Here is a 20,907-nt window from a genome sequence, read left to right as displayed (position 1 = left end):
ACAGGCAGCCCAGTCCCGGCTCAAGACCGGGACGACGAACCTGCGGCATCAGGCGCCAGTCGCCATCTCCCCCGCCGCCCCGGCGCGCGCGGCGACTAGAAATTCGACATTCCCCTCCGGCCCGGTGATCGGGCTCGTCGTCACTCCCGCGACGCTCCACCCCAGCCCCTCCAGCCAGCCGACCACCTCCGCGCACACCCGTTCATGCACGGCGGCATCGCGCACCACGCCGCCCTTGCCGACCTCGCCGCGTCCCGCCTCGAACTGCGGCTTGATCAGCGCGACCACCCACGCCCCCTCGCGCACGAACGCGAACGGCCGCTCCAGCACCTTGGCCAGCGAAATGAAGCTCGCATCGCACACCACGATGTCGATCGGCTCCGGGATATGCGTCGGCGTCAGCACCCGCGCGCTGGTCTGCTCATGCACCACCACGCGCTCATCCTGGCGCAGCTTCCACGCCAGCTGGTTCGTCCCGCTGTCCACCGCATAGACCCGAACCGCGCCCCGGCTCAGCAACACATCGGTAAAGCCGCCGGTCGACGACCCCACATCGATCGCCACCATGCCGCTCGGATCGATCGCGAAATGATCCAGCGCATGCGCCAGCTTCACCCCGCCGCGCGACACCCACGGATGGTCGCGGCCCTTGACCGTCAGCGGCGCATCGGGCGCGATCGCCTGCCCCGGCTTGTCCACGCGCTTGTCGCCGCTGAACACCAGCCCCGCCAGAATCAACGCCTGCGCCCGCGTGCGGCTCTCCGCGAGTCCGCGTTCGACGAGCAGCTGATCGGGTCGTGTCTTGGCCATGGCCTGCCCTAACGCCTCCCGCCGCCGCCGTCACGCCCAGCACGCACCACACCCCCTTCGTCGCCCCGGGCTCGACCCGGGGCAGGGCTGTTCTTCTCGCCGGCCGAAGCAGCTCGGTCCCGGCCCAAGCCCGGAACGACAAACACCCCTTTCCTACAACGAACCATATAGGTTATCGCGAGTCGGGAAGGAGGAACAAATCATGACCATCGACCAACTGATCGACGACGTGATCGTCCGCGAGGGCGGCTATAGCGACCACCCCGCCGATCGCGGCGGCGCAACCCGCTGGGGCGTCACCGAACGCGTCGCCCGCGCGCACGGCTATTCCGGCGACATGCGCGTCTTTCCGCGCAGCGAAGCCGCCGCCATCTACCGCCGCCTCTACTGGCTCCGCCCGCGCCTCGACCAGGTCGCCGAACGCGCGCCAGCGCTGGCGGCAGAGCTGTTCGATACCGGCGTCAACATGGGCCCCGCCGTCGCCGCGCGCTTCCTGCAACGCGCGCTCAACGGCCTCAACCGCAACGGCCGCGACTATCCCGACATGGGCGTCGACGGGAAGATCGGCCCGGTCACCCTCGCCGCACTCGCCGCCTTCCTCGACACGCGCGGCCCGCCCGGCGAACGCGTGCTGCTGAAAGCGGTCGAGGCGCTGCAGGGCGAACGCTACATCGCGCTCGCCGAAAGCCGCCCCGCCAACGAAGCCTTTCTCTATGGCTGGCTCGCGAACCGGATCGGTTCGTAAGCCTGCAATTTCGTCAGCATTGTCAGGAGATCCATCATGAGTGTCATTGCCAGCCTGATCGGCCCCATCGCCGGCCTGATCGACAAGATCATCCCCGACCCCAAGGCGCGCGACGCCGCCAAGCTCGAACTGCTCAAGCTGCAAGGCACGCAGGAGATGGAGGCGGTCCGCACCCAGCTCTCCGCCATCGTCGCCGAGGCGCAATCCTCCGACCCCTGGACCAGCCGCGCCCGCCCCAGCTTCCTCTACGTCATGTACGCACTGCTGCTCTGGGCGATCCCGATGGGCCTGATCGGCGCGGTCCAGCCCGACATGGCCAAGGGGATCGCCGCCGCCATGAACGCCTATCTCACCGGCATCCCGGAATCGCTCTACGCGCTCTTCGGCACCGGCTATCTCGGCTACACCGCCGCGCGCCAGTGGGGGAAGATAAAGGGCGTGGAGAAATAGAAGCTGACAGAATCGCGGTCGTTCCGCGTAACTTCGTCAGTTTGCGCCGGGGGTCTTGGCAAGTCCAAGACCCCCTCCCCATATCCCGGCGCATGAGCGACAAGATACAGTGGCACGGCACAACGATCCTCTCCGTGCGCAAGGGCGGCCGCGTGGTCATCGCCGGCGACGGCCAGGTCTCGCAGGGTTCGACCGTGATGAAACCCAATGCCCGCAAGGTGCGCCCGCTGGGTGACGGCAGTGTCATCGCCGGGTTCGCCGGCGCCACCGCCGACGCCTTCACCCTGTTCGAACGGCTGGAAAGCAAGCTCGAGCGCCATCAGGGCCAGCTGCTCCGCGCCGCGGTGGAACTGGCCAAGGACTGGCGCACCGACAAATATCTCCGCAACCTCGAAGCGATGCTGATCGTCGCGGACAAGGCGACGACGCTGATCGTCACCGGAAACGGCGACGTGCTCGAGCCCGAAGCCGGGATCGCCGCGATCGGATCGGGCGGCAACTTCGCCCTCGCCGCCGCGCGCGCCCTCAACGATTACGAGCCCGACGCCGAAACGATGTGCCGCAAGGCCATGGCCATCGCCGCCGAGCTGTGCGTCTATACCAATGATCGGCTGACCGTCGAAAGCCTCGACGCCACGGCATGAACTTCCAGATCGACTACGACGCTCGGCGCAACCGCATCGTTGCCGTGATCCACGGTTTCTGGACGGTGGAGACGGTTCACGCCTTCGCCGCCGCGGCCGGTGCCAAGGCAGGCGAGGTGCGCACGTTCCGACGGGATTATGACATCCTTGTCGACTCGCGCGACTTTCCGGTCCAGGCAAACGACGTCGCCGACTTACTGCCGCAGATCGCCGAGGGCGGGCTCGCGCTCACCACCGGTCGCGCCGCGTCGGTCGTCGGCAGCCGCCTCAACAAGCTGCAGGCCGAACGCACCCAGAGTCATCCGCGCCTGCGCATCTTCATGGCCATGGCCGAGGCCGAAGCATGGCTCGCCGCAGCGCCCGCCGCCGAACTTGAACTGACCGCACCGAACCAGAGAATCTGACCCAGACATGACCGACAGCCTTACCCCCAAAGCCATTGTCGCCGCGCTCGACGCGCATATCATCGGCCAGCGCGACGCCAAGCGCGCAGTCGCCGTCGCGCTGCGCAACCGCTGGCGCCGCCAGCAGCTCAAGGCCGATCTGCGCGACGAAGTGACGCCCAAGAACATCCTGATGATCGGCCCGACCGGCTGCGGCAAGACCGAGATCAGCCGCCGCCTCGCCAAGCTCGCCGACGCTCCGTTCGTGAAGGTCGAGGCGACCAAATTCACCGAAGTCGGCTATGTCGGCCGCGACGTCGAACAGATCGCCCGCGACTTGGTCGAGGAAGCGATCCGGCTGGAGAAGGAACGCCGCCGCGCTGCGGTTAAGGACAAGGCCGAGGCTGCGGCGATGACCCGCCTGCTCGACGCACTGACCGGCAAAGACAGCTCGCAAGCCACCCGCGAAGCCTTCCGCGCGCGCCTCAACGAAGGCCATCTCGACAATACCGAGATCGAGATCGAGGTCGAAGCCTCGGGCGGCATGCCGTTCGACATCCCCGGCGCGGGGCCGCAGATGATCAATCTGGGCGAAATGATGAAGGGCCTTGGCGGCCCCCAGCTCAAGCGCCGCAAGATGAACGTCCACGCCGCCTGGGCCAAGCTGGTCGAGGAAGAGGCCGACAAGCGCCTCGATCAGGACGACGTCGCCCGCGTCGCGCTCGCCGACGCCGAAGCCAACGGCATCGTCTTCCTCGACGAAATCGACAAGATCGCGGTCAGCGACGTGCGCGGCGGCAGCGTCAGCCGCGAGGGCGTCCAGCGCGATCTGCTCCCGCTGATCGAGGGGACCACGGTCGCCACAAAATACGGCCCGATGAAGACCGACCACATCCTGTTCATCGCGTCCGGCGCGTTCCACGTCGCCAAGCCCAGCGACCTGCTCCCCGAACTGCAGGGCCGCTTGCCGATCCGCGTCGAGCTCAAGGGCCTGACCGAGGATGATTTCGTCGCGATCCTCTCCGACACCAAGGCATCTTTGCCCGAACAGTACCGCGCGCTGATCGGCACCGAAGGCGTCGATGTGCGCTTCACCGACGACGGCATCCGCGCCGTCGCCCGCATCGCGGCGGAGGTGAATGGCGAAGTCGAAAACATCGGCGCCCGCCGCCTCCAGACGGTAATGGAAAAGCTGCTCGAAGAAGTCAGCTTCGACGCCGAGGACCGCAGCGGGACCGAACTGGTGGTCGACGCCGCCTATGTCGATTCGCAACTGGCAAGCATCGCCCGCAACACCGACCTCAGCCGCTACGTGCTGTAACCCCTCGCCGCCTCTTTCGTCTGCCCGGGCTTGACCCGGGCCAAGGCTTCTTCTGTTCTAACCGCCAGCAAGACAGCCCAGCCCCGGGTCAAGCCCGGGGCGACAAGAGGGGAAGCCAAAATGAAACTCTGGGCCATCCTCGCAGCGCTCACCGCCGCCCTCCCCGCCGCAGCCCAAGACCGTCCCCCCTGCCGCGAAGTCGCCGACACCCCACACATCCGCATCGACCCGCAGGCCGCAACCCAGCTCGCCCAGATCGGCCTCGACCGCACCGCGATCTTCGCCCGGATGCGCGAAACATCGATCCCCGAAACCATGGGCTGCTGGGCGATGCCGGTCGGCAATTTCGATTCGATGCTGGTCTCGGTCGGCATGTCGCAATGGAATTACGGCACCGGCAGCCTGCAACCCGTCCTCACCGCCTGGCGCGACAGCTTCCACAGCCGCCGCCGCTTCAAGCGAACCCTGAAGGATCTCGCGCCAACCTACGGCAAGCTGTTCTTCTCGAAAGACTGTCTCAAAACCCCAGTCCGCCAGAAATGCCGCGACGGCATCCTCGCGGCGCACGGCCCGGACGGTAAGCTCAACCCCGTCGCCATCGCCGAACTCACCGCGATCTTCGACCATGACGCGATGCTTCAGGTCCAGACCGACACCTATGTCGCCCTGCTGCTCGAAGTCCGCGCCGAACTCTTTCGCCTCTGGCCCACCGGCCCGATCACCCCGCGCAAGGTCAAATGGGCGATCGACACCCGCGTCCAGCAAAAGACACTGCCCAACGACGAAGACGCCGCCCGCCTGCGCCGCAAGCTCGCCGACCTCACCCCCGACCAGCGCCCGCAGCGGCTGAAAGCGATGCTCGCCTGGTATCAGGGGCTGAGCGAAGCGGTCGATCAGGACGGCGTCAGCCGCGACTATGCCTGGAACGTCGCGCAATGGACCTGCCTGATCGACGCCGGCCAGATCGACGACGAGCAATATGAACTGCTCCACCTCACCTATCTGCGCAGCCGCACCGCCACCGGCAATGCCGGCCGCTGGCAAGCCCTCACCTTCTCCCGCCGAGCCAAGATCATTCTGGGTGTGGGCAGCGTGAGTGGAGTGAGGGACGGCGGTTGCCCCGCCGCCCCGTCGCCCGCAGGTTAGAACCGCGTCCGCAGCCCGAACATCACCGTCCGCCCCTCACCGGGGTGGAAGATCGCGCTCGCCGCAGTCGCAGTGATCGCCGCCGACTGATCCGACACATAGCGCTTGTCGGTCAGGTTCCGGGCATCGGCGAACAACGTCACCCCGCCCAGCTCGAACCCCGCCCCGATGCCCAACAGCGCATAGCCCGGCACCTTCAACGTGTTGCGATAATCCGCCCAGGTCGATTGCGGCCGCCAGTCGAGGTTGGGCTCGACGAACAGCCCGCTCCCGCCCTCGTAGCGCAGCGAGGCGCGATAGCTGTGCACCGGCGCGATCGGCAGGCGGTTGTCGCGATAGACCGGATCGTTGTCGAACCGGAAATCCGACCAGGCATAGGTCTGGCGCAGCCGCAGCTTGCCCTCCGACCCATCCAGGATCCACCAGTCCAGGCTCGCCTCGATCCCCTGATGCACCGTCCTGTCGGCGTTGAAGATGGTCGAGGGAATGGTCGGCGAGGTGGAGAAGCTCAGCAGCTCTCCCTTCACCCACGCCCGATAGGCAGTGACGTCCCACGCGACCGCGCCACTGCGCCCGCGCGTCCCGATCTCCGCCGTCCAGGCGCGCTGCGGGTCGAGCGGCACGAACACCGACCCCAGCAGGTTCGTCTGCGCCAGCGCCCCGAAATGCGGCGGCTCGACCGAGCGGGTGAAGTTCGCATACACCTGCGCGTCGCCAGTCTCGTAAAGCAGCCCGACGCGCGGCGCGAACCACTCATACTCCTGCTCGGCGGTGCGCCCGTTGAGCCGGTTCAGATAATCGCGCCCGGCATGGCCCCAGCTCGCCCCGCCGACCAGCGCCAGCCCCTCGGTCACGAACAGCCGCCCCTCGGCGAACAGGTCGATCGCATTGGCGACCTGCCGCGCATCGCCGATCCGCGGTCCCTGTGCGCTCGCCGCATTGACGAACAGATCCTGCTCGGTCCCGCCCTCGCGATAGAATGCGCCAAAGAACAGGTCGGCCTTCATGCCGCCCAGCTCGCCCTTCCAGTCAAACCGCCCGAACGCGCCCTGCGTATCGGTGTCCTGCACGATGAAGATGCCGACCGGGTGATACAGATCGGTCTGCGTCGCATAGACCCCGCCCTCGAACACCAGGCTGTCCGTCAGCCGCAGCCGCGTCTGGAGCGTTCCGCGAAACACGCCCTGGTTGCGCCGCTGGTTCTGCAACACCGCCGTCGTCCCCGGCGCGCGCGGGTTGGACAGCGCCTGGTCCAGCGTCACCGTCCCCGGCACCCCCTGATAAATGTCGGCGGCGTAGAGGATCGCCCGCACCTCATTATCGTCACCGAACGACCAGCCCAGATTGAGCGTCCCGCGGATCTGATCCTGATAACCCTGCACGCGATAGCCGTCGGTGTGAAACGCATTGACCCCGGCGTAGAAATCGAACGCCCCCGATTTGCCCGCGACCTGCGCGACGCCGCGCACGCTGTCGTCGCTCCCGGCTTCAACCCGCACCAGCACCGGCGACTGCGCGGTCTTCCCGTTAGGCGTCACGAAATTGATCGCCCCACCCAGCTGTGCGCCACCAAAGCGCAGCGCGTTGCCGCCCTTATAGACCTCGACAAAGCGCGCCCCCAGCGGGTCGATCTTCTGAAAGTCCGAAAAACCGTCGGCATCGGCGAACGGCACGCCATCCTGCGCCAGCAGCACGCCGCGCTGGTGGAAACTCTGGTCCAGCCCCGATCCCCGGATCGACAACCGCCCCTCCTCGCCATAGCGCTTCTGTGCCAGCACACCCGGCACGTCGCGCAGGATGTCGGGCGTCCCGACCGCAAACCGGTCCTCATGGGCTTCGGCCGCCACCACCGACACCGACCCCGGCGTCCGCGCCAGCCGCTCACGCGCCTCGGCGACGATGGGCGGGTCTTCGGGGTTGGCCTTGGCGGTGACGATGATCACCGGCACCTGATCGCTGTCATCGGCAAGAGCGGGAGTCGCAAGGCAAGTGGCCGCAAGCAGCGCGGCCGCAAACTGAGTGTTCATGATATGGGTATTCCTGATCGGCGCGCAGGATCACTGTCCCGCGCGCTGGTTCGTGTAAGGTTACGAAGGGATCAGGAAATCAGCGGCGGCCCGCGCAATGGCGGCCACAGCTGCCGCACCCGCTCGACGCGCACCACCGCGACGCCAGCAAAGCCGAGCGCCAGAATGAACGCCAGCGCTCCGGCCAGCAGCACCGGGTCCACCCCCGGCATCATGTCGATGCCCAGCCCGGCAAAGGCGCAGGGCTGTCCCGCGGCCCGCGTCGCGCCATCCTCCTTGACCGGCATGCCCGGCACGTCGATTTCGACCTGCTGCTGGCCCATGCCGGTGCAGACCATCACGACGATCGTGCCAGCGCGCTCGACCGGCATGAACCCCGCCGGCACGGCAAGTTTCATCGCCAGCGCCAGCGCGATCAGCGCCGCGGCCCACCAACGATGCGAAAGGATCAGCCCCCGGAACACGGGAGCGCGGTTAGCGGCTGGAAACCCGCCTGTCATCCGCTAAAGGAGCGGACAAAAGTGGACAGGGACAGGCAATGGTTACGATCAAGACCGACGACCTTATCGACAGCGTCGCCGACGCGCTTCAGTTCATCAGCTACTATCACCCGATGGACTATATCCGCGCTTTGGGCGTGGCGTATGAGGCCGAACAGTCCCCCGCCGCCAAGGATGCGATCGCGCAGATCCTGACCAACAGCCGCATGTGCGCGGAAGGGCATCGCCCGATCTGCCAGGACACCGGCATCGTCAACGTCTTCGTCAAATGGGGCATGAACTGCCAGCTCGACGACACCTCGCGCAGCCTTCAGGACGTGGTCGATGAGGGCGTGCGCCGCGCCTATCTCAACCCCGAAAACAAGCTGCGCGCCTCGGTCCTCGCCGACCCGGCCTTCACGCGTCGCAATACCCGCGACAACACCCCCTGCGTTCTGCATGTCGAGCTGGTCGCGGGCGACAAGGTCCATGTCGACGTCGCGGCCAAGGGCGGCGGGAGCGAGAACAAGTCGAAGTTCAAGATGATGAACCCCAGCGACTCGATCGTTGACTGGGTGCTCGAAATGCTGCCCCAGATGGGCGCCGGCTGGTGCCCGCCCGGCATGCTCGGCATCGGCATCGGCGGCACCGCCGAACATTGCGTCCTGCTCGCCAAGAAGGCGCTGATGGAGCAGATCGACATGGCCAGCCTCAAGCAGCGCGGGCCCCAGAACGACCTCGAGGCGCTGCGCATCGAGATTTTCGACAAGGTCAACGCGCTCGGCATCGGCGCACAGGGTCTCGGCGGCCTCGCCACGATCCTCGACGTCAAGATCATGGATGCCCCCTGCCACGCCGCCGGCAAGCCGGTCGCGATGATCCCCAACTGCGCCGCCACCCGCCACGCGCATTTCACGCTTGATGGCTCCGGCCCGGCCTATCTCGAAGCCCCCAAGCTCGACGAATGGCCCAACGTCAACTGGACGCCGGACAAGGCCGCGATCCGCGTCGACCTCGACACGCTGACGCCCGAGGTCGTGCAGAGCTGGAAACAGGGCGACCGCCTGCTCTTGAACGGCAAGATGCTCACCGGCCGCGACGCCGCGCACAAGCGCATCGCCGATATGCTCGCGGCGGGCCAGGAACTCCCGGTCGAGTTCAAGGGCCGCGTCATCTATTATGTCGGCCCGGTCGATCCGGTGGGTGAGGAAGTGGTCGGCCCCGCCGGCCCCACCACGGCGACGCGCATGGACAAATTCACCCGCATGATGCTGGAGCAAGGCCTGCTCGCGATGGTCGGCAAGGCCGAACGCGGCCCCGCCGCCACCGAAGCGATCCGCGATCACCAGAGCGCCTACCTCATGGCCGTCGGCGGCGCCGCCTACCTCGTCGCCCGCGCCATCAAGGGCAGCAAGGTCGTCGGTTTCGAAGACCTCGGCATGGAAGCGATCTACGAATTCGAGGTGCAGGACTTCCCGGTCACCGTCGCGGTGGATGCCGAGGGCAACAACGTCCACCAGCTCGCGCCCTTGGTGTGGAAGGACAAGATCGCGAAGGAAAAGCTGCTCGCCTGACCCGTGGGCCCGGCGCAGGCCGGGGCCGTCAGAGGCAGTAGCGAACAGACAATCCAGGATCGCCTCCCCATCTGGCTCCCCGCCACGCTGCTCGCAGCACTCTTCCAACCCGGCGCACCGCATAAACCGCACGCGCTGCGCTACTAGGCCAAGCTGGATCTTCGGCAGAGCCGCGTCCTAATCCCGCTTTACGGGCGCGGCACTGAGCACGGTCTTTTTGACCGCATTCGGAACCGCGGTACCGTTGTCCTCCAGCGAGATTGTAACGACCTGGTTCGGAATGAGATTCTCCATCCACAAGGTCAGCTCGCCGCTTCCGGTGATCCTCCATCCGTCCGACTTCACCTCGACGCTCGCGCCGCGCAACACGTCGATCTTTGAAAGCTCCGCCCCCTCGATACGCAGGAAAAGCTTCGGCGAGATCGGGTCGGTCCCCTTCTGTGCAATGCTGACGTTCAACCGGCCCTTGCCGTTGCCGTCCGCCACGATCCCGCTGGCGGTTGCGCTCACCGAATAGGGCGAAGTCGTTGTCGGCGCGCCATCGAACACGACAGCCGAATAGGTTTTCCTGCAAGCGGTTGCGGGAGCCGGCGGCGGGTTGCGATTGCACGGGTCATCGGTCCCGTAGTCCTCGACCGACAACTCGACGCTGTAACCGCTTTTGGCGACGTCTCCGAACCGCTTCAGCGGGGGAAATTTTGCCGACACCGAGGCACCATCGGCGGCGATCGTTGTCTCGGTCGCCGCGATACTGCGATTGTTGGTACCGTCGAGCAACGTCGCACGCAGCCGTTGCAAGCCGATCAGATCCTGAGCCTGACTGAGCGTGACGCTGGTTTCCGATTGTGAGTAGGTCACCAGCGCCGTCTGATCGACTGGTAATGTCCGGTTCGTCGTGCGCAGCGCCAGCGGGATGCGTGTATACGCAAACTCGCCGACAGGCCTGACACTGAGCAGATCGGTCCACAGCGCAGCGGCGATCATGCGATACCGTGCGAGGGACAGTTCCCGGCACTCGGCAGACAGCGGCGGATCTACCGTCTCATTGACCGCATCGCCATCCAAGTTTTCTGTCAAATCGACCAGATTGCTGTCGTCCGGCATGTCCAGAAGTTTGGGATCATCCGGATATCGCTTTACGCCAATCAGCGTGTCGCCAATGCCACCGCCACAGCCCTGGGTGCGCAGCGCCTTCCGGTCGATATAGTCGAAGAACCTCTTGCGGTCCTGCTGGTTCGCCCATTGGTAAAGCCTGGCGAATTCAAGATAGCTGAACCGCCCTGGGTATTTGGCGCGCAGCTCACCCATCTGACGATACAGCCGATTTGACGCATCTTCGTATGGCAGTGCCGCACCCGACATCGCATCGCGAAACGTAGTCCGGGTGATCGCGGTGATCGTTCTTTGCTGCGCAGTTTCGAACTTCCCCGCCGCGTCCTTGCACGGGCGATAGATCACGAGCAGCGAGATGTTATGCGTGCGCGGCAAGGTCGCATATTGGTAGGTCGGGCTTTGGACCGCACCCAGCCGGACCCGAACGGTATCGTCGGCCAGCTTGGCGATCGTGAGCAGGCTGTTGGTTTCATTGCCCTGGGTGGCGCGTAACAAGTTGGTTGTTCGGCCAAAGGAACCACTGGCCCCAATGCCCTGAACCGTGCCCAGCAACGCAATCCCGATCTGCCGCGCGACGTCGGACGAACGCGACGCCTGCAGCCCTTCCAGATTGTCGGTAACGACCATCGGTACGATGCTCAATGAGTCATACGAGCCCTTGCAGCCCGACGCCGCCGTCCCTTTAGGTGCCAGCCCGGCATGTGCCTGCACATCGTCCGCGTGCAGGGTGACGTCGGTCAGCACGTCATACGGCATGCCGCGACGGTTCGGCAGGACCGCCAGCTGAAGCCTGACCAGAAACGCCTGGTCGCCGGGCGTTTGAATCTTGTCGGTGACATAGCGGTTGAGCAGCGTGACTTCCTGCAACAGGGCCGTCGCCGCCAGATAGCGCAGCATCGGATCGCGACCCGGCTTATCGGCGGCTAGTGCTGCCAGCGCCGCTGCGGTTGTGGCCGGCACTGCGGCGGCGGCGGGAGCATTTGCGGGATCGCCACTGCGGCGCGTGCGCGTGGCATCGATGCTGGTAGTGGTCTCGCCGGTTTCAGGATCCGTCGTGGTGGTCACACTACGGCTCGCGGTCGCCGTTGGCAGCGCGGCCTGAAGACTGGCGGCAAGAATGTCGGAAAACCGTTGGTCGAGCGTTTGCGTCATCGGAATCGACGCCGCCAGCGCGACATCGCTGTCCATCTTGAACTTCGGCTGAAGGCTGGCCGCGACATCTTCCCAGCGTGTCACGGATATCGGCGATACGGTGACCGAACCGGCCTCGTCCGCCCATTTGACCCGGGCTGGCGCCTCATATTGAGGGGCCGTGATGCATCCAGCCAATGCCAGAGACATAAAGACGACCCCTGCAAGGCTGTAACGATAGCCCCTCATCGCGACCCCCTTTTCGATTCTCAGGGGTAGAATAGGTCAGTTTGAAGGAAAGACTAGCTGCTTACTTACGTATCGGATAGCTGACGCGAATAAGTCGATCCGAATATGCTCCGTTATGGTAAGATCATGGTTCGCGCGGACTAACCATGAGATCAATTAGAATTCGGCGACAACCTCTACTTCACCAATAGACGATCCGCACCTTGCCCGCTGCCTCTACCGCTACGCGCCGCGCGGCATCGATGTCCTCCGCCAGTGCCAGCGCCACCCCCATCCGGCGGTATGGCCGCGTCGTCGGCTTGGCAAAGATGCGCACATCGACCTCGCCGCCCGGAACGGCCAACGCGTCGGCCAGTCCGTCATAGCCCGGCGCTTCGCTGTCCCGGTCCGCCAGGATGACCGCCGAAGCCGCCGCCCCGCGCAGCACCACCTCCGGCACCGGCAGCCCCATCACCGCGCGCGCATGCAGGTCGAACTCGGTCAGATTCTGCGAGATTAGCGTCACCATCCCGGTGTCGTGCGGCCGCGGCGACAGTTCGGAGAAGATCACCTCCTCCCCCTTCACGAAGAACTCGACCCCGAACAGCCCATAGCCGCCCAGATCGTCGACCACCTTGCGCGCCATCTCCTGCGCCGCCGCGATCGCGCCGGGAGTCATCGCCGCCGGCTGCCAGCTCTCCTGATAGTCGCCCCGCTCCTGCCGGTGCCCGATCGGCGGACAGAAGACGACGCCCTCGCGCGTCCGCACGGTCAGCAGCGTGATCTCGTAATCGAAATCGACGAACTCCTCGACGATCACCCGTCGCCGGTCGCCGCGCATGTTCGCCACGGCATAGTCCCACGCCGCCTCCAGCGCGTGCGCCTCGCGCACCGTCGTCTGCCCCTTGCCCGATGAGGACATGACCGGCTTGATCACGCACGGCAGCCCCGTGTGCGCGGCGCCCGCCAGCACCTCCTCCAGGCTCTCGGCATAGCGATAGCGCGACGTGCGCAGCCCCAGCTCCACCGCCGCCACCTCGCGGATCGCGTCGCGGTTCATCGTCATCATCGTCGCGCGCGCCGACGGCACCACCGTCACCCCCGCAGCCTCGACTTCGGCCAGCACCTCCGTCCGGATCGCCTCGATCTCCGGCACCACCAGGTCGGGTGCGTGCCGATCGATCGCGGCGCGCAGCGCATCGCCTTCGAGCATCGAGAACACCTCGCACCCGTCCGCCACCTGCATCGCCGGCGCGCCCGCATAGCTGTCGCACGCAATCACCTGCGCCCCCAGCCGCTTGGCCGAAATGACGAACTCACGCCCCAGTTCCCCGGAGCCCAGCAGCAGGATTTTCGCGGTAAAGGTCATGCGGAGAGCGTTAGGCGATGCGGTACGCGCAGGAAACGGCGAATTTATCCCCCCAGCAGCGACCGCCGCTGCCGCCGTCCCGCAATAACGGTCCGAAATGCTGGTAGAACAAGCGAAAGCGCTCCAATCTTGATGCGCTGGCCTAAAGCGGTCGCGCCCATCCGGCAAAAGATGCTCGTCGCCTTCGGAAGCCTCATCGGCCTGATGCTGCTGACCAGCCTGATCGGCCTGGTCCGTGGCGACTGGATCATGGCCGCAACCGGCGCGGTCACCGCAGCCATCGGCACCATCCTCGGCCTGAAGTTCCGCCGCTCGATCTGCGACCCCTATGTGAACACCGTCGTCTGCATGGAGGCGCTGGCGGCCGGCGATCTGACCGGTCCGATCGCCTGTACCGCCTATCAGGATTGCGTGGGCCGCATGCGCGCCAGCCTCGAATCGCCGACCTGGTCTCCGCCCTCGCGATGCGCGCCGAGGAAGAGGCCGGCCGCGCCCGCGAACAATTGACTGCGACCCAAACCGATATCGGCACCGCCGTCGACATGGTCCGCAACGTCGACTCCGCCTTCGCCCACATCTCGGGCGATGTCGGCGAAGTCCACGTCCTCCTCGCCGACATGGCCCGCGCGAACGAGGCACAGGCGACCGCGATCCGCAAGATCAGCGTCGCCGTCACCGCGATGGACCAGTCGACGCAACAGAATGCCGCGATGGTCGAACAAACCTCCGCCTCCGCCCGCGCCCTGCAGCCCCAGCGCGTCAACCGGCCCGCAAGACGCCGCGTACCGCCGCGCCAGCCCCGCCCCCCCCCGGCGGGCCGTCGCGGGTGGCGATCCCTGGGACACATTCTGATCCGGTCACGCGCCTGATCCTCCCCCGCCAGGGGGAGGATCAAGGCCAGGCCCTCACGGCACCAGCCCCGGCCGCTCCCCCGCGATCACCGCGCGCTCATAGTTCTGCCACGCATCCGCCCGCACCACCGCCTCACGCCGCCGCCCCTGCGCGATCCGGTCCAGCGCCTTCAGCAACGCCGCATCGGTCTCATCCGGCGCAGCATAGTCCGGCACCGTCCGCGCCTTCGCCGCCACCACCCGCTCCGCCTGCCGCGCCGCCTGTTCGCGGACCAGCAGCGTGCGCAGCAGCGTCTCAGAATAGCGTCGCCGCGTCCCCGTCACCTTGCCGCCATGGACGATCGGCTCGTCCCAGCCCTCGACCGCGCGCTCCCACGCCACCTGCTCCAGGCACGGCAGCGCCCGCGCCAGCGCCGCATCGCACGCCGCCGCAAATTCGGGTGAGCGCGCCTTCAGCCGCGTCACCGCACTGCGCGACATCCCCACCCGCTGCGCCGCTTCGGCAATCGCGCCCGTCTCGGCCAGCGCGCGCAGAAACGCCCGCCGCCGCACGTCCGACCACCCGTCCCAGCGTTCGCGCGGCGCAGTCTCCGCGACCTTGGTCCCGCGCTGCTCGATCCACTGCGCCTGCCACTCGGCAACCATCGCGTCCCAGCGTTCGCGAAACTCCGGCCGCCGCTGCCGCCGTTTATAGGCCGACCCGACACACCGCCCGACCGCATCCGCCGCCGCCCGCACCGTCCCCGTCGCCTTGAGCGCCAGCAGAAACGCCGTCTCGGTATCCTGCGTCCAGCGCATATACGGTTGCTTGATCATCCCCCACCCCGTCCGTCACGTTGAGGGGGAACCAGTTATACGCGACGGGGCTTGTAGGAAAGAACATTTTGGGAACGGGCGTGACTGGTGATCAACATCGCTTGCTTATAGAAGTTTGCACAATACGGAAACGTTTATAACAAATTCCTGTGGATAGAAGGCCGCATATTTAATATTAAACGATGCTTAGAATACGTATTACCATAAGACATATTATTTGATTCGAATCCACGAGGACATCTTGATTTGGCAGCGGCACCAATCTCCTTTAGAATAATTTAACATTCTAAGTATAATACTAACGGTAAAAAAATGGATAATCCGATACATCAAATTCAGGCTTTCCATAACTCGCGACCCGCCGCTTTACAATTTGAAAATCAACGCCGATTTCGGAGACCATCTGATCGATATCGGCCAAATTTTCCTCCTTACTCGCCCGCCCTATTACCGGTCCTATTGTCGATCGAAAATATTCAAGCATATTTAGGACCAGAGGCTCGAGATATACTGGGACCGATCCAGAATGAACTAACTGATTACGCGTTCGATAAATGCGGTGGAGCTGCCATCGCACCCGCTCTTCATGGCTTAAAAGAGCGGAGCTATACGCGGACGGCCTTCCGAAGTTGTTTTCGAGCTTCCAAAGCCGGTGCAGCGCAAGCGGATTGCCAGAGAGCATTGCTAGCAGTGCCGTCTGCTCACCCTTGAACGCTGGATCGAACGCGATGTGAGTAAATCGGGTGTACTCATCGACCTCAACTGGCAAGGCCAGCCCGCGAATCAATCGAGTGAAGGGCGCCGTGTAAGAGGCATGAATCGCGTCATAAATTGCGACGATGTAGCGCCGTACATATTTGCTGCAGATGCAGGGCGCCAGTAGATCAACATAGTGTATGATTCTCGGCACACCTGCAGGAGGGTTGCTAAGCAGCACTTCAATCGCTGACCAGAGTGAGATCAGGTGGTTTTCAAGATTGGGCGAGGTCCTCGCCAGCGCCGCCGTATTTACTGCACTCAGCAACCGTTCAGTCGACGGTTCGTCAAAGTTACTCATTGCGCGCCGTGCCTGCGAACGTACGATGCGTGCCGCCCCCCCCTTTACCGGCCGGGTCGGCCCCTGAAGCGAAAATACATCGCCAGAGAGGAACTCACCCTGAGTTGCCCGTGGTGTCCGGACGTACGCTTGGTCATCCCATGTCAGATCGATACTTTCGCGCCCGAGGATAACAAATGAGTCGATAGAGGCCAGCGACTGACTAAGCCTTCCCACAGCGGAATATCGATCCTTAGCCTCAATACAGCGCGAAATGTACCGCTTGACGGGGGCGAATCCGGGTTTAGCGCCGAACGCCGCGCGAACATCCGCGGGCAAGTTGCGGTGGGTATGAACGTCGAACCCCTCAAGGCCAAGCTTACTGATAAAGTTTGCAGTAGTGGCAGGGGCCGCGACCCAGATCCGAAATTGCCGATCCACCTTGGATAAACTGGTAAAAAATCGCTGCAATGTCCGCTTTTCTATTTTTCCTATGTCTTCAGAGAAGAAACGTTGATCAATTATTTCAACGAGATGTTTCTTACTGTAGCCGATGTTTACTAGGTAGCTGCAGTAGGCAGAGCAGGACTGGCGGAGGCGATTTCGACGCTGCTTATCGCCATAGCATTCGAGAATGGCCGATTCGAGCTTGTGACCGTAATCACTCCCAACGCGCTTGATCAGCAGCGCGCCCAGACCGAATAGAGACGCAGCCTCCGGCTTCTTGAGATCGCTCGGCCTCTTATAGCCCGCTAGTATCTCAATCTCGTTTTGCACCACCGTACGAGCAACGGGATCACTCTTAAGCGACGCCAGAACCTCGGCGAGTACGGGCTCAATCGTCGCCATCGGTAAACGCGTTTCTTCTACGGCCTGAAGAGTGTCGAGCAACTCGGTAAGGCGGGACATAAGGTCGAGCGTTGAGACGCGAAAACTTTCGAAGGATGATTGCGTTAGCATTTCACGCATGTGCTGCGCAAAAAATAGGACGCCGCGAGCAACCTCGGAATTCGGCCATGCGTTTGTCGGTGGTTTCAAATCGGCCTCCCCTCCCAAAAACTAGTCACTTATCAACGCATCTGACAATACCTCGCCGCCAGCCGAGATTTAGTGGAAGTGCACGTGCGCTAGGGCCCGAGGCATGAATGGAAGCTACCCCTTCCCTTCATTTTCCGAGCGACTGAGTGGGGAGACGAGACGTGTGGTCATTTATCGACTTGCCCCCCAACAAAATCCCCACCCCTCTCCCCACACCCCCTCCCCTTCCCCCCACGCCCCCTGCCTGCTATCGGCCACGCGAATCTTCGCATTCGCACACCGGCGCGCTCGCGCGGCATTTGCCGCCTCCCCGTGACGCCCGGCGTCAACACGACAGGGAAAGGGACCCGCACATGACAGCCATCGGTCAGGACAGCCTCGGGACGCGCGACACGCTTACCGTGGGTGGCAAGAGCTACACCTATTTCAGCTTTGCCAAGGCGGCCGAGAAGCTGGGCGATGTCAGCCGTCTGCCGTTCAGCATGAAGGTGCTGCTGGAAAACATGCTCCGCTTCGAAGACGGCGTGACCGTCAGCACGGAGGATGCCCAGGCGATCGTCGACTGGCAGAACAACCCGCGCGCGCCGGAGCGTGAGATCCAGTATCGCCCCGCGCGCGTGCTGATGCAGGATTTCACCGGCGTTCCCTGCGTGGTCGACCTCGCCGCGATGCGCGACGCGATGAACGCGCTCGGCGCCGATGCGTCGAAGATCAATCCTCAGGTGCCCGTCCACCTCGTCATCGACCACTCGGTCATGGTCGACGAATTCGGCACGCCCCAGGCGTTCGAGGATAACGTCGAGCTGGAATATCAGCGCAACATGGAGCGTTATGACTTTCTGAAGTGGGGCAGCAAGAGCCTCGACAACTTCAAGGTCGTACCCCCCGGCACCGGCATCTGCCATCAGGTGAACCTCGAAAATATCGCGCAGGCGGTGTGGTCCTCGACCACGCCGGAGGGCGATCTGGTCGCCTATCCGGATACCTGCGTCGGCACCGACAGCCACACCACGATGATCAACGGCCTGGGCGTGCTCGGCTGGGGCGTCGGCGGGATCGAGGCGGAGGCCGCGATGCTCGGACAGCCGGTGTCGATGCTGATCCCCGAAGTCGTCGGCTTCAAGTTTACCGGCGAACTGGCCGAGGGCATCACCGCGACCGATCTGGTGCTGACCTGCACCCAGATGCTGCGCGCGCGCGGCGTGGTCGGCCGCTTCGTCGAATATTTCGGCCCGGGCCTCGCCTCGCTGTCGCTGGCCGACCGCGCGACGCTCGCCAACATGGCGCCCGAATATGGCGCGACCTGCGGCTTCTTCGGCATCGACGACAAGACGCTCGATTACATGCGCCTGACCGGTCGCTCGGAAGAGAATGTCGCGCTGGTCGAGGCCTATGCCAAGGCACAGGGCTTCTGGCTCGATCCGAATGCAGAGCCGGTGTTCACCGACGTGCTCGAACTCGATCTGGGCAGCGTCCAGCCCTCGCTCGCCGGTCCGAAGCGTCCGCAGGACAAGGTGCTGCTGGGCAGCGTCGATGACGTGTTCAACGCCGACCTGACCTCGGTCTACAAGAAGGACGAGGCCGTCCGCGTGCCGGTCGAAGGCCGCGACCATGACATCGGCGACGGCGACGTCGTGATCGCCGCGATCACCAGCTGCACCAACACCTCGAACCCCAGCGTGCTGATCGCCGCCGGCCTCGTCGCCAAGAAGGCGGTCGAAAAGGGCCTGAGCCCCAAGCCGTGGGTCAAGACCTCGCTCGCCCCGGGGTCGCAGGTCGTGACCGACTATCTGATCAAGGCCGGGCTGCAGGATTATCTGAACCAGGTCGGCTTCAACCTGGTCGGCTATGGCTGCACCACCTGCATCGGCAATAGCGGCCCGCTGGCCGAGCCGATCAGCGCCGCGATCAACGGCAACGACATCGTCGCCGCGTCGGTCCTGTCGGGCAACCGCAACTTCGAAGGCCGCGTGTCGCCCGACGTGCGCGCCAACTTCCTCGCCTCGCCCCCGCTCGTGGTCGCCTATGCGCTCAAGGGCACGGTGGTTCAGGACTTCATCACCACGCCCATCGGCGAGGGGACGGACGGTCCCGTCTACTTGAAGGACATCTGGCCCTCGACCGCGGAAGTCCAGTCGGTGATGGATGGCGCGCTAACCCGCGACATGTTCGTTAGCCGCTATTCGACCGTTTTTTCCGGCGACGCGCGCTGGCAGGCAATCGACGTCACCGGATCCGACACGTACAGCTGGCGCGCCGGATCGACCTACGTCGCAAATCCCCCGTATTTCGAGGGGCTTACGATGGGCCCGAAGCCGGTGACCGACATCATCGAAGCCAAGCCACTGGCGATCTTTGGCGATTCGATCACCACCGATCACATCTCCCCCGCCGGCTCGATCAAGGCGGACAGCCCGGCCGGAAAATGGCTGCAAGAACATCAGGTTAGCAAGGCCGACTTCAACAGCTACGGCGCCCGCCGCGGCCATCACGAAGTCATGATGCGCGGCACCTTCGCCAATATCCGCATCAAGAACCAGATGCTTGACGGCGTCGAAGGCGGCATGACCCACTATCACGGCGAAGTCATGCCGATCTACGACGCGGCAATGCGCCACAAGGCCGACGGCACCCCCCTGGTCGTCATCGGCGGCAAGGAATATGGCACCGGATCGTCGCGCGACTGGGCGGCGAAGGGCACAAATCTCCTTGGCGTCCGGGCAGTTATTGTCGAAAGCTTCGAGCGTATCCACCGCTCCAACCTGGTCGGCATGGGCGTCCTCCCGCTCCAGTTCGCAGAGGGCGTGACCCGCGAAACGCTCGGCCTCAAGGGCGACGAGACCTTCACCATCACCGGCGTATCGGCCCTGCGCCCGCGTCAGGATGTCGAGGTCAAGCTGACCCGCGCCGATGGCACCACCGAAACCTTCCTGACCCGTTGCCGCATCGATACGGTCAACGAGCTGGAATATTTCCTCAACGGCGGCATCCTGCAGTACGTCCTGCGGAAGCTGGCGGCATGATCTGCATGGCGCTCCCGTTGTTCGCGGCCGGGCTGTGCCTCGACCGTGAGCCGGGGGCGCCATGGATCCGGTTCCAGGAAAAGGGCCAGGGGCCGGTGTTTGTCGATCCGACCAGCGTCAAGGACGCGGGCGGAGGGAAGGTCATCCGCCTGCTCGACACCGCAGAAACGCCGGCGACCAGCGACGTCTATATCGATCTCTCGGTGTCGTGTGCGAAGCGCCAGGCGATGATCATTCGGCTTACCGACGTGAAATCGGGCAAGACGACCGACGTCGCACCTGAAAATCGCGAACCGGCGGATCCCGACCATCCGTTCATGCGCAAGCTCATCGACTTCGTCTGCAACGGAAAGCCGCTCGAATGATCCGCGTCACGCTTATGCTCGGCCTGATCGCCCTCGCCCTTCCCGCCGCCGCGCAAACGTGGAAACAGGTCCCCGGCGCCGCCAACGCATCGCTGTCGATCGACACGGCGGGGATCAAGCGCGAGGGCAAATGGCGCGTGTTCCGCACCCGCACCACGTCACTTGGCGTGGAGGGGACGATCATCGGCACGGTCGCGATGGATTGCGCCGCCGGGATCACCGAATTGCGCGGACAGCGCCTGCTGGCGCGCGGCCGTGTCGTGCGCGAGCGCGCATTCCCGGTCGGCAAGCGCCCGCGCCAGAAGATCGCAAATCCCGCCAAGGATCCGGCGTTCCGGATCGTCTGTCGAGGGTAACC

At 64.6% G+C, this 20,907-nt stretch carries 18 protein-coding genes and 1 pseudogene; 12 read left to right on the top strand and 7 right to left on the bottom strand.

Annotation, left to right across the window (positions count from 1 at the left end; all coding sequences use genetic code 11):
- Positions 1-48: 48 nt before the first annotated feature.
- Entirely contained in the window at positions 49-810 is a 762-nt protein-coding gene (locus tag ACO05N_RS09965; protein WP_422056954.1) for a TlyA family RNA methyltransferase, read from the bottom strand.
- Positions 811-1,012: 202 nt separating this feature from the next.
- Between ACO05N_RS09965 and ACO05N_RS09960 the strand changes: the two genes are divergently transcribed.
- The 6 genes from ACO05N_RS09960 to ACO05N_RS09935 all read left to right on the top strand — a co-directional run bounded on the left by ACO05N_RS09960 (position 1,013) and on the right by ACO05N_RS09935 (position 5,499).
- The gene (locus ACO05N_RS09960) at positions 1,013-1,555 is read left to right on the top strand and encodes a glycoside hydrolase family 108 protein (protein ID WP_422056953.1); all 543 of its coding nucleotides are present in this window, start codon (positions 1,013-1,015) and stop codon (positions 1,553-1,555) included.
- A 36-nt stretch (positions 1,556-1,591) separates the two neighbouring features.
- Complete coding sequence (locus ACO05N_RS09955) at positions 1,592-2,005, top strand: holin family protein (protein ID WP_422056952.1); 414 nt, start codon at positions 1,592-1,594, stop codon at positions 2,003-2,005.
- Positions 2,006-2,097: 92 nt separating this feature from the next.
- Positions 2,098-2,649: an ATP-dependent protease subunit HslV gene (gene hslV / locus ACO05N_RS09950; protein ID WP_422056951.1), complete on the top strand. Its 552-nt coding sequence runs from the start codon at positions 2,098-2,100 to the stop codon at positions 2,647-2,649.
- Positions 2,646-3,053 carry a hypothetical protein gene (locus tag ACO05N_RS09945; protein ID WP_422056950.1) on the top strand — a complete coding sequence of 136 codons (408 nt, stop codon included), beginning with the start codon at positions 2,646-2,648 and terminating at the stop codon, positions 3,051-3,053. Before hslV ends, ACO05N_RS09945 begins: the two co-directional genes overlap by 4 nt.
- A gap of 7 nt (positions 3,054-3,060) precedes the next feature.
- A complete protein-coding gene (gene hslU / locus ACO05N_RS09940) occupies positions 3,061-4,353 on the top strand; it encodes an ATP-dependent protease ATPase subunit HslU (protein WP_422056949.1) in 1,293 nt (430 codons plus the stop codon).
- Between the two features lie 120 nt (positions 4,354-4,473).
- The gene (locus ACO05N_RS09935) at positions 4,474-5,499 is read left to right on the top strand and encodes a hypothetical protein (protein WP_422056948.1); all 1,026 of its coding nucleotides are present in this window, start codon (positions 4,474-4,476) and stop codon (positions 5,497-5,499) included.
- Here the strand turns inward: ACO05N_RS09935 and ACO05N_RS09930 are convergent.
- Both ACO05N_RS09930 and ACO05N_RS09925 read right to left on the bottom strand, forming a co-directional pair.
- Entirely contained in the window at positions 5,496-7,526 is a 2,031-nt protein-coding gene (locus ACO05N_RS09930; protein WP_422056947.1) for a TonB-dependent receptor family protein, read from the bottom strand. The two genes, ACO05N_RS09935 and ACO05N_RS09930, sit on opposite strands and share 4 nt — an antisense overlap.
- A gap of 71 nt (positions 7,527-7,597) precedes the next feature.
- Entirely contained in the window at positions 7,598-7,990 is a 393-nt protein-coding gene (locus ACO05N_RS09925; RefSeq protein ID WP_422056946.1) for a hypothetical protein, read from the bottom strand.
- Between the two features lie 74 nt (positions 7,991-8,064).
- Between ACO05N_RS09925 and ACO05N_RS09920 the strand changes: the two genes are divergently transcribed.
- Positions 8,065-9,579, top strand: a complete 1,515-nt coding sequence (locus ACO05N_RS09920) for a fumarate hydratase (protein WP_422056945.1) — start codon at positions 8,065-8,067, stop codon at positions 9,577-9,579.
- 177 nt (positions 9,580-9,756) lie between these two features.
- Here the strand turns inward: ACO05N_RS09920 and ACO05N_RS09915 are convergent, their stop codons facing one another.
- Together ACO05N_RS09915 and purT are read right to left on the bottom strand one after the other, a co-directional pair.
- Entirely contained in the window at positions 9,757-12,072 is a 2,316-nt protein-coding gene (locus ACO05N_RS09915; RefSeq protein ID WP_422056944.1) for a hypothetical protein, read from the bottom strand.
- A gap of 181 nt (positions 12,073-12,253) precedes the next feature.
- On the bottom strand, positions 12,254-13,420 hold the full coding sequence (purT, locus tag ACO05N_RS09910) for a formate-dependent phosphoribosylglycinamide formyltransferase (protein WP_422056943.1): 1,167 nt from the start codon (positions 13,418-13,420) through the stop codon (positions 12,254-12,256).
- A gap of 132 nt (positions 13,421-13,552) precedes the next feature.
- On the opposite strand from purT, the gene ACO05N_RS09905 reads away from it, so the two are divergent.
- Complete coding sequence (locus tag ACO05N_RS09905; RefSeq protein WP_422056942.1) at positions 13,553-13,927, top strand: hypothetical protein; 375 nt, start codon at positions 13,553-13,555, stop codon at positions 13,925-13,927.
- A pseudogene (locus tag ACO05N_RS09900) lies at positions 13,858-14,289 on the top strand (methyl-accepting chemotaxis protein); the annotation flags it as partial. The gene ACO05N_RS09905 and the pseudogene ACO05N_RS09900, both read left to right, overlap by 70 nt.
- Positions 14,290-14,325: 36 nt before the next feature.
- Here the strand turns inward: ACO05N_RS09900 and ACO05N_RS09895 are convergent.
- Both ACO05N_RS09895 and ACO05N_RS09890 read right to left on the bottom strand, forming a co-directional pair.
- The gene (locus tag ACO05N_RS09895) at positions 14,326-15,087 is read right to left on the bottom strand and encodes a hypothetical protein (RefSeq protein WP_422056941.1); all 762 of its coding nucleotides are present in this window, start codon (positions 15,085-15,087) and stop codon (positions 14,326-14,328) included.
- A 298-nt stretch (positions 15,088-15,385) separates the two neighbouring features.
- Positions 15,386-17,092 carry a hypothetical protein gene (locus ACO05N_RS09890; RefSeq protein WP_422056940.1) on the bottom strand — a complete coding sequence of 569 codons (1,707 nt, stop codon included), beginning with the start codon at positions 17,090-17,092 and terminating at the stop codon, positions 15,386-15,388.
- A 422-nt stretch (positions 17,093-17,514) separates the two neighbouring features.
- Here ACO05N_RS09890 and acnA point away from each other — a divergent pair, with 422 nt between their 5' ends.
- Genes acnA through ACO05N_RS09875 form a run of 3 tightly spaced genes read left to right on the top strand, consistent with a single transcriptional unit; the run spans position 17,515 to position 20,905 of the window.
- Positions 17,515-20,184 (top strand): aconitate hydratase AcnA, encoded by a 2,670-nt coding sequence (acnA, locus tag ACO05N_RS09885; protein WP_422056939.1) that lies wholly within the window; start codon positions 17,515-17,517, stop codon positions 20,182-20,184.
- Positions 20,181-20,549, top strand: a complete 369-nt coding sequence (locus tag ACO05N_RS09880; protein ID WP_422056938.1) for a hypothetical protein — start codon at positions 20,181-20,183, stop codon at positions 20,547-20,549. Before acnA ends, ACO05N_RS09880 begins: the two co-directional genes overlap by 4 nt.
- On the top strand, positions 20,546-20,905 hold the full coding sequence (locus ACO05N_RS09875) for a hypothetical protein (protein ID WP_422056937.1): 360 nt from the start codon (positions 20,546-20,548) through the stop codon (positions 20,903-20,905). Before ACO05N_RS09880 ends, ACO05N_RS09875 begins: the two co-directional genes overlap by 4 nt.
- Positions 20,906-20,907: the final 2 nt, after the last annotated feature.

Source organism: Sphingomonas sp. (assembly GCF_965227385.1).
Lineage (GTDB): Bacteria > Pseudomonadota > Alphaproteobacteria > Sphingomonadales > Sphingomonadaceae > Sphingomonas.
The sequence above is the reverse complement of the archived record's forward strand: the minus strand, read 5'-3'. Positions and strand labels throughout refer to the sequence as shown.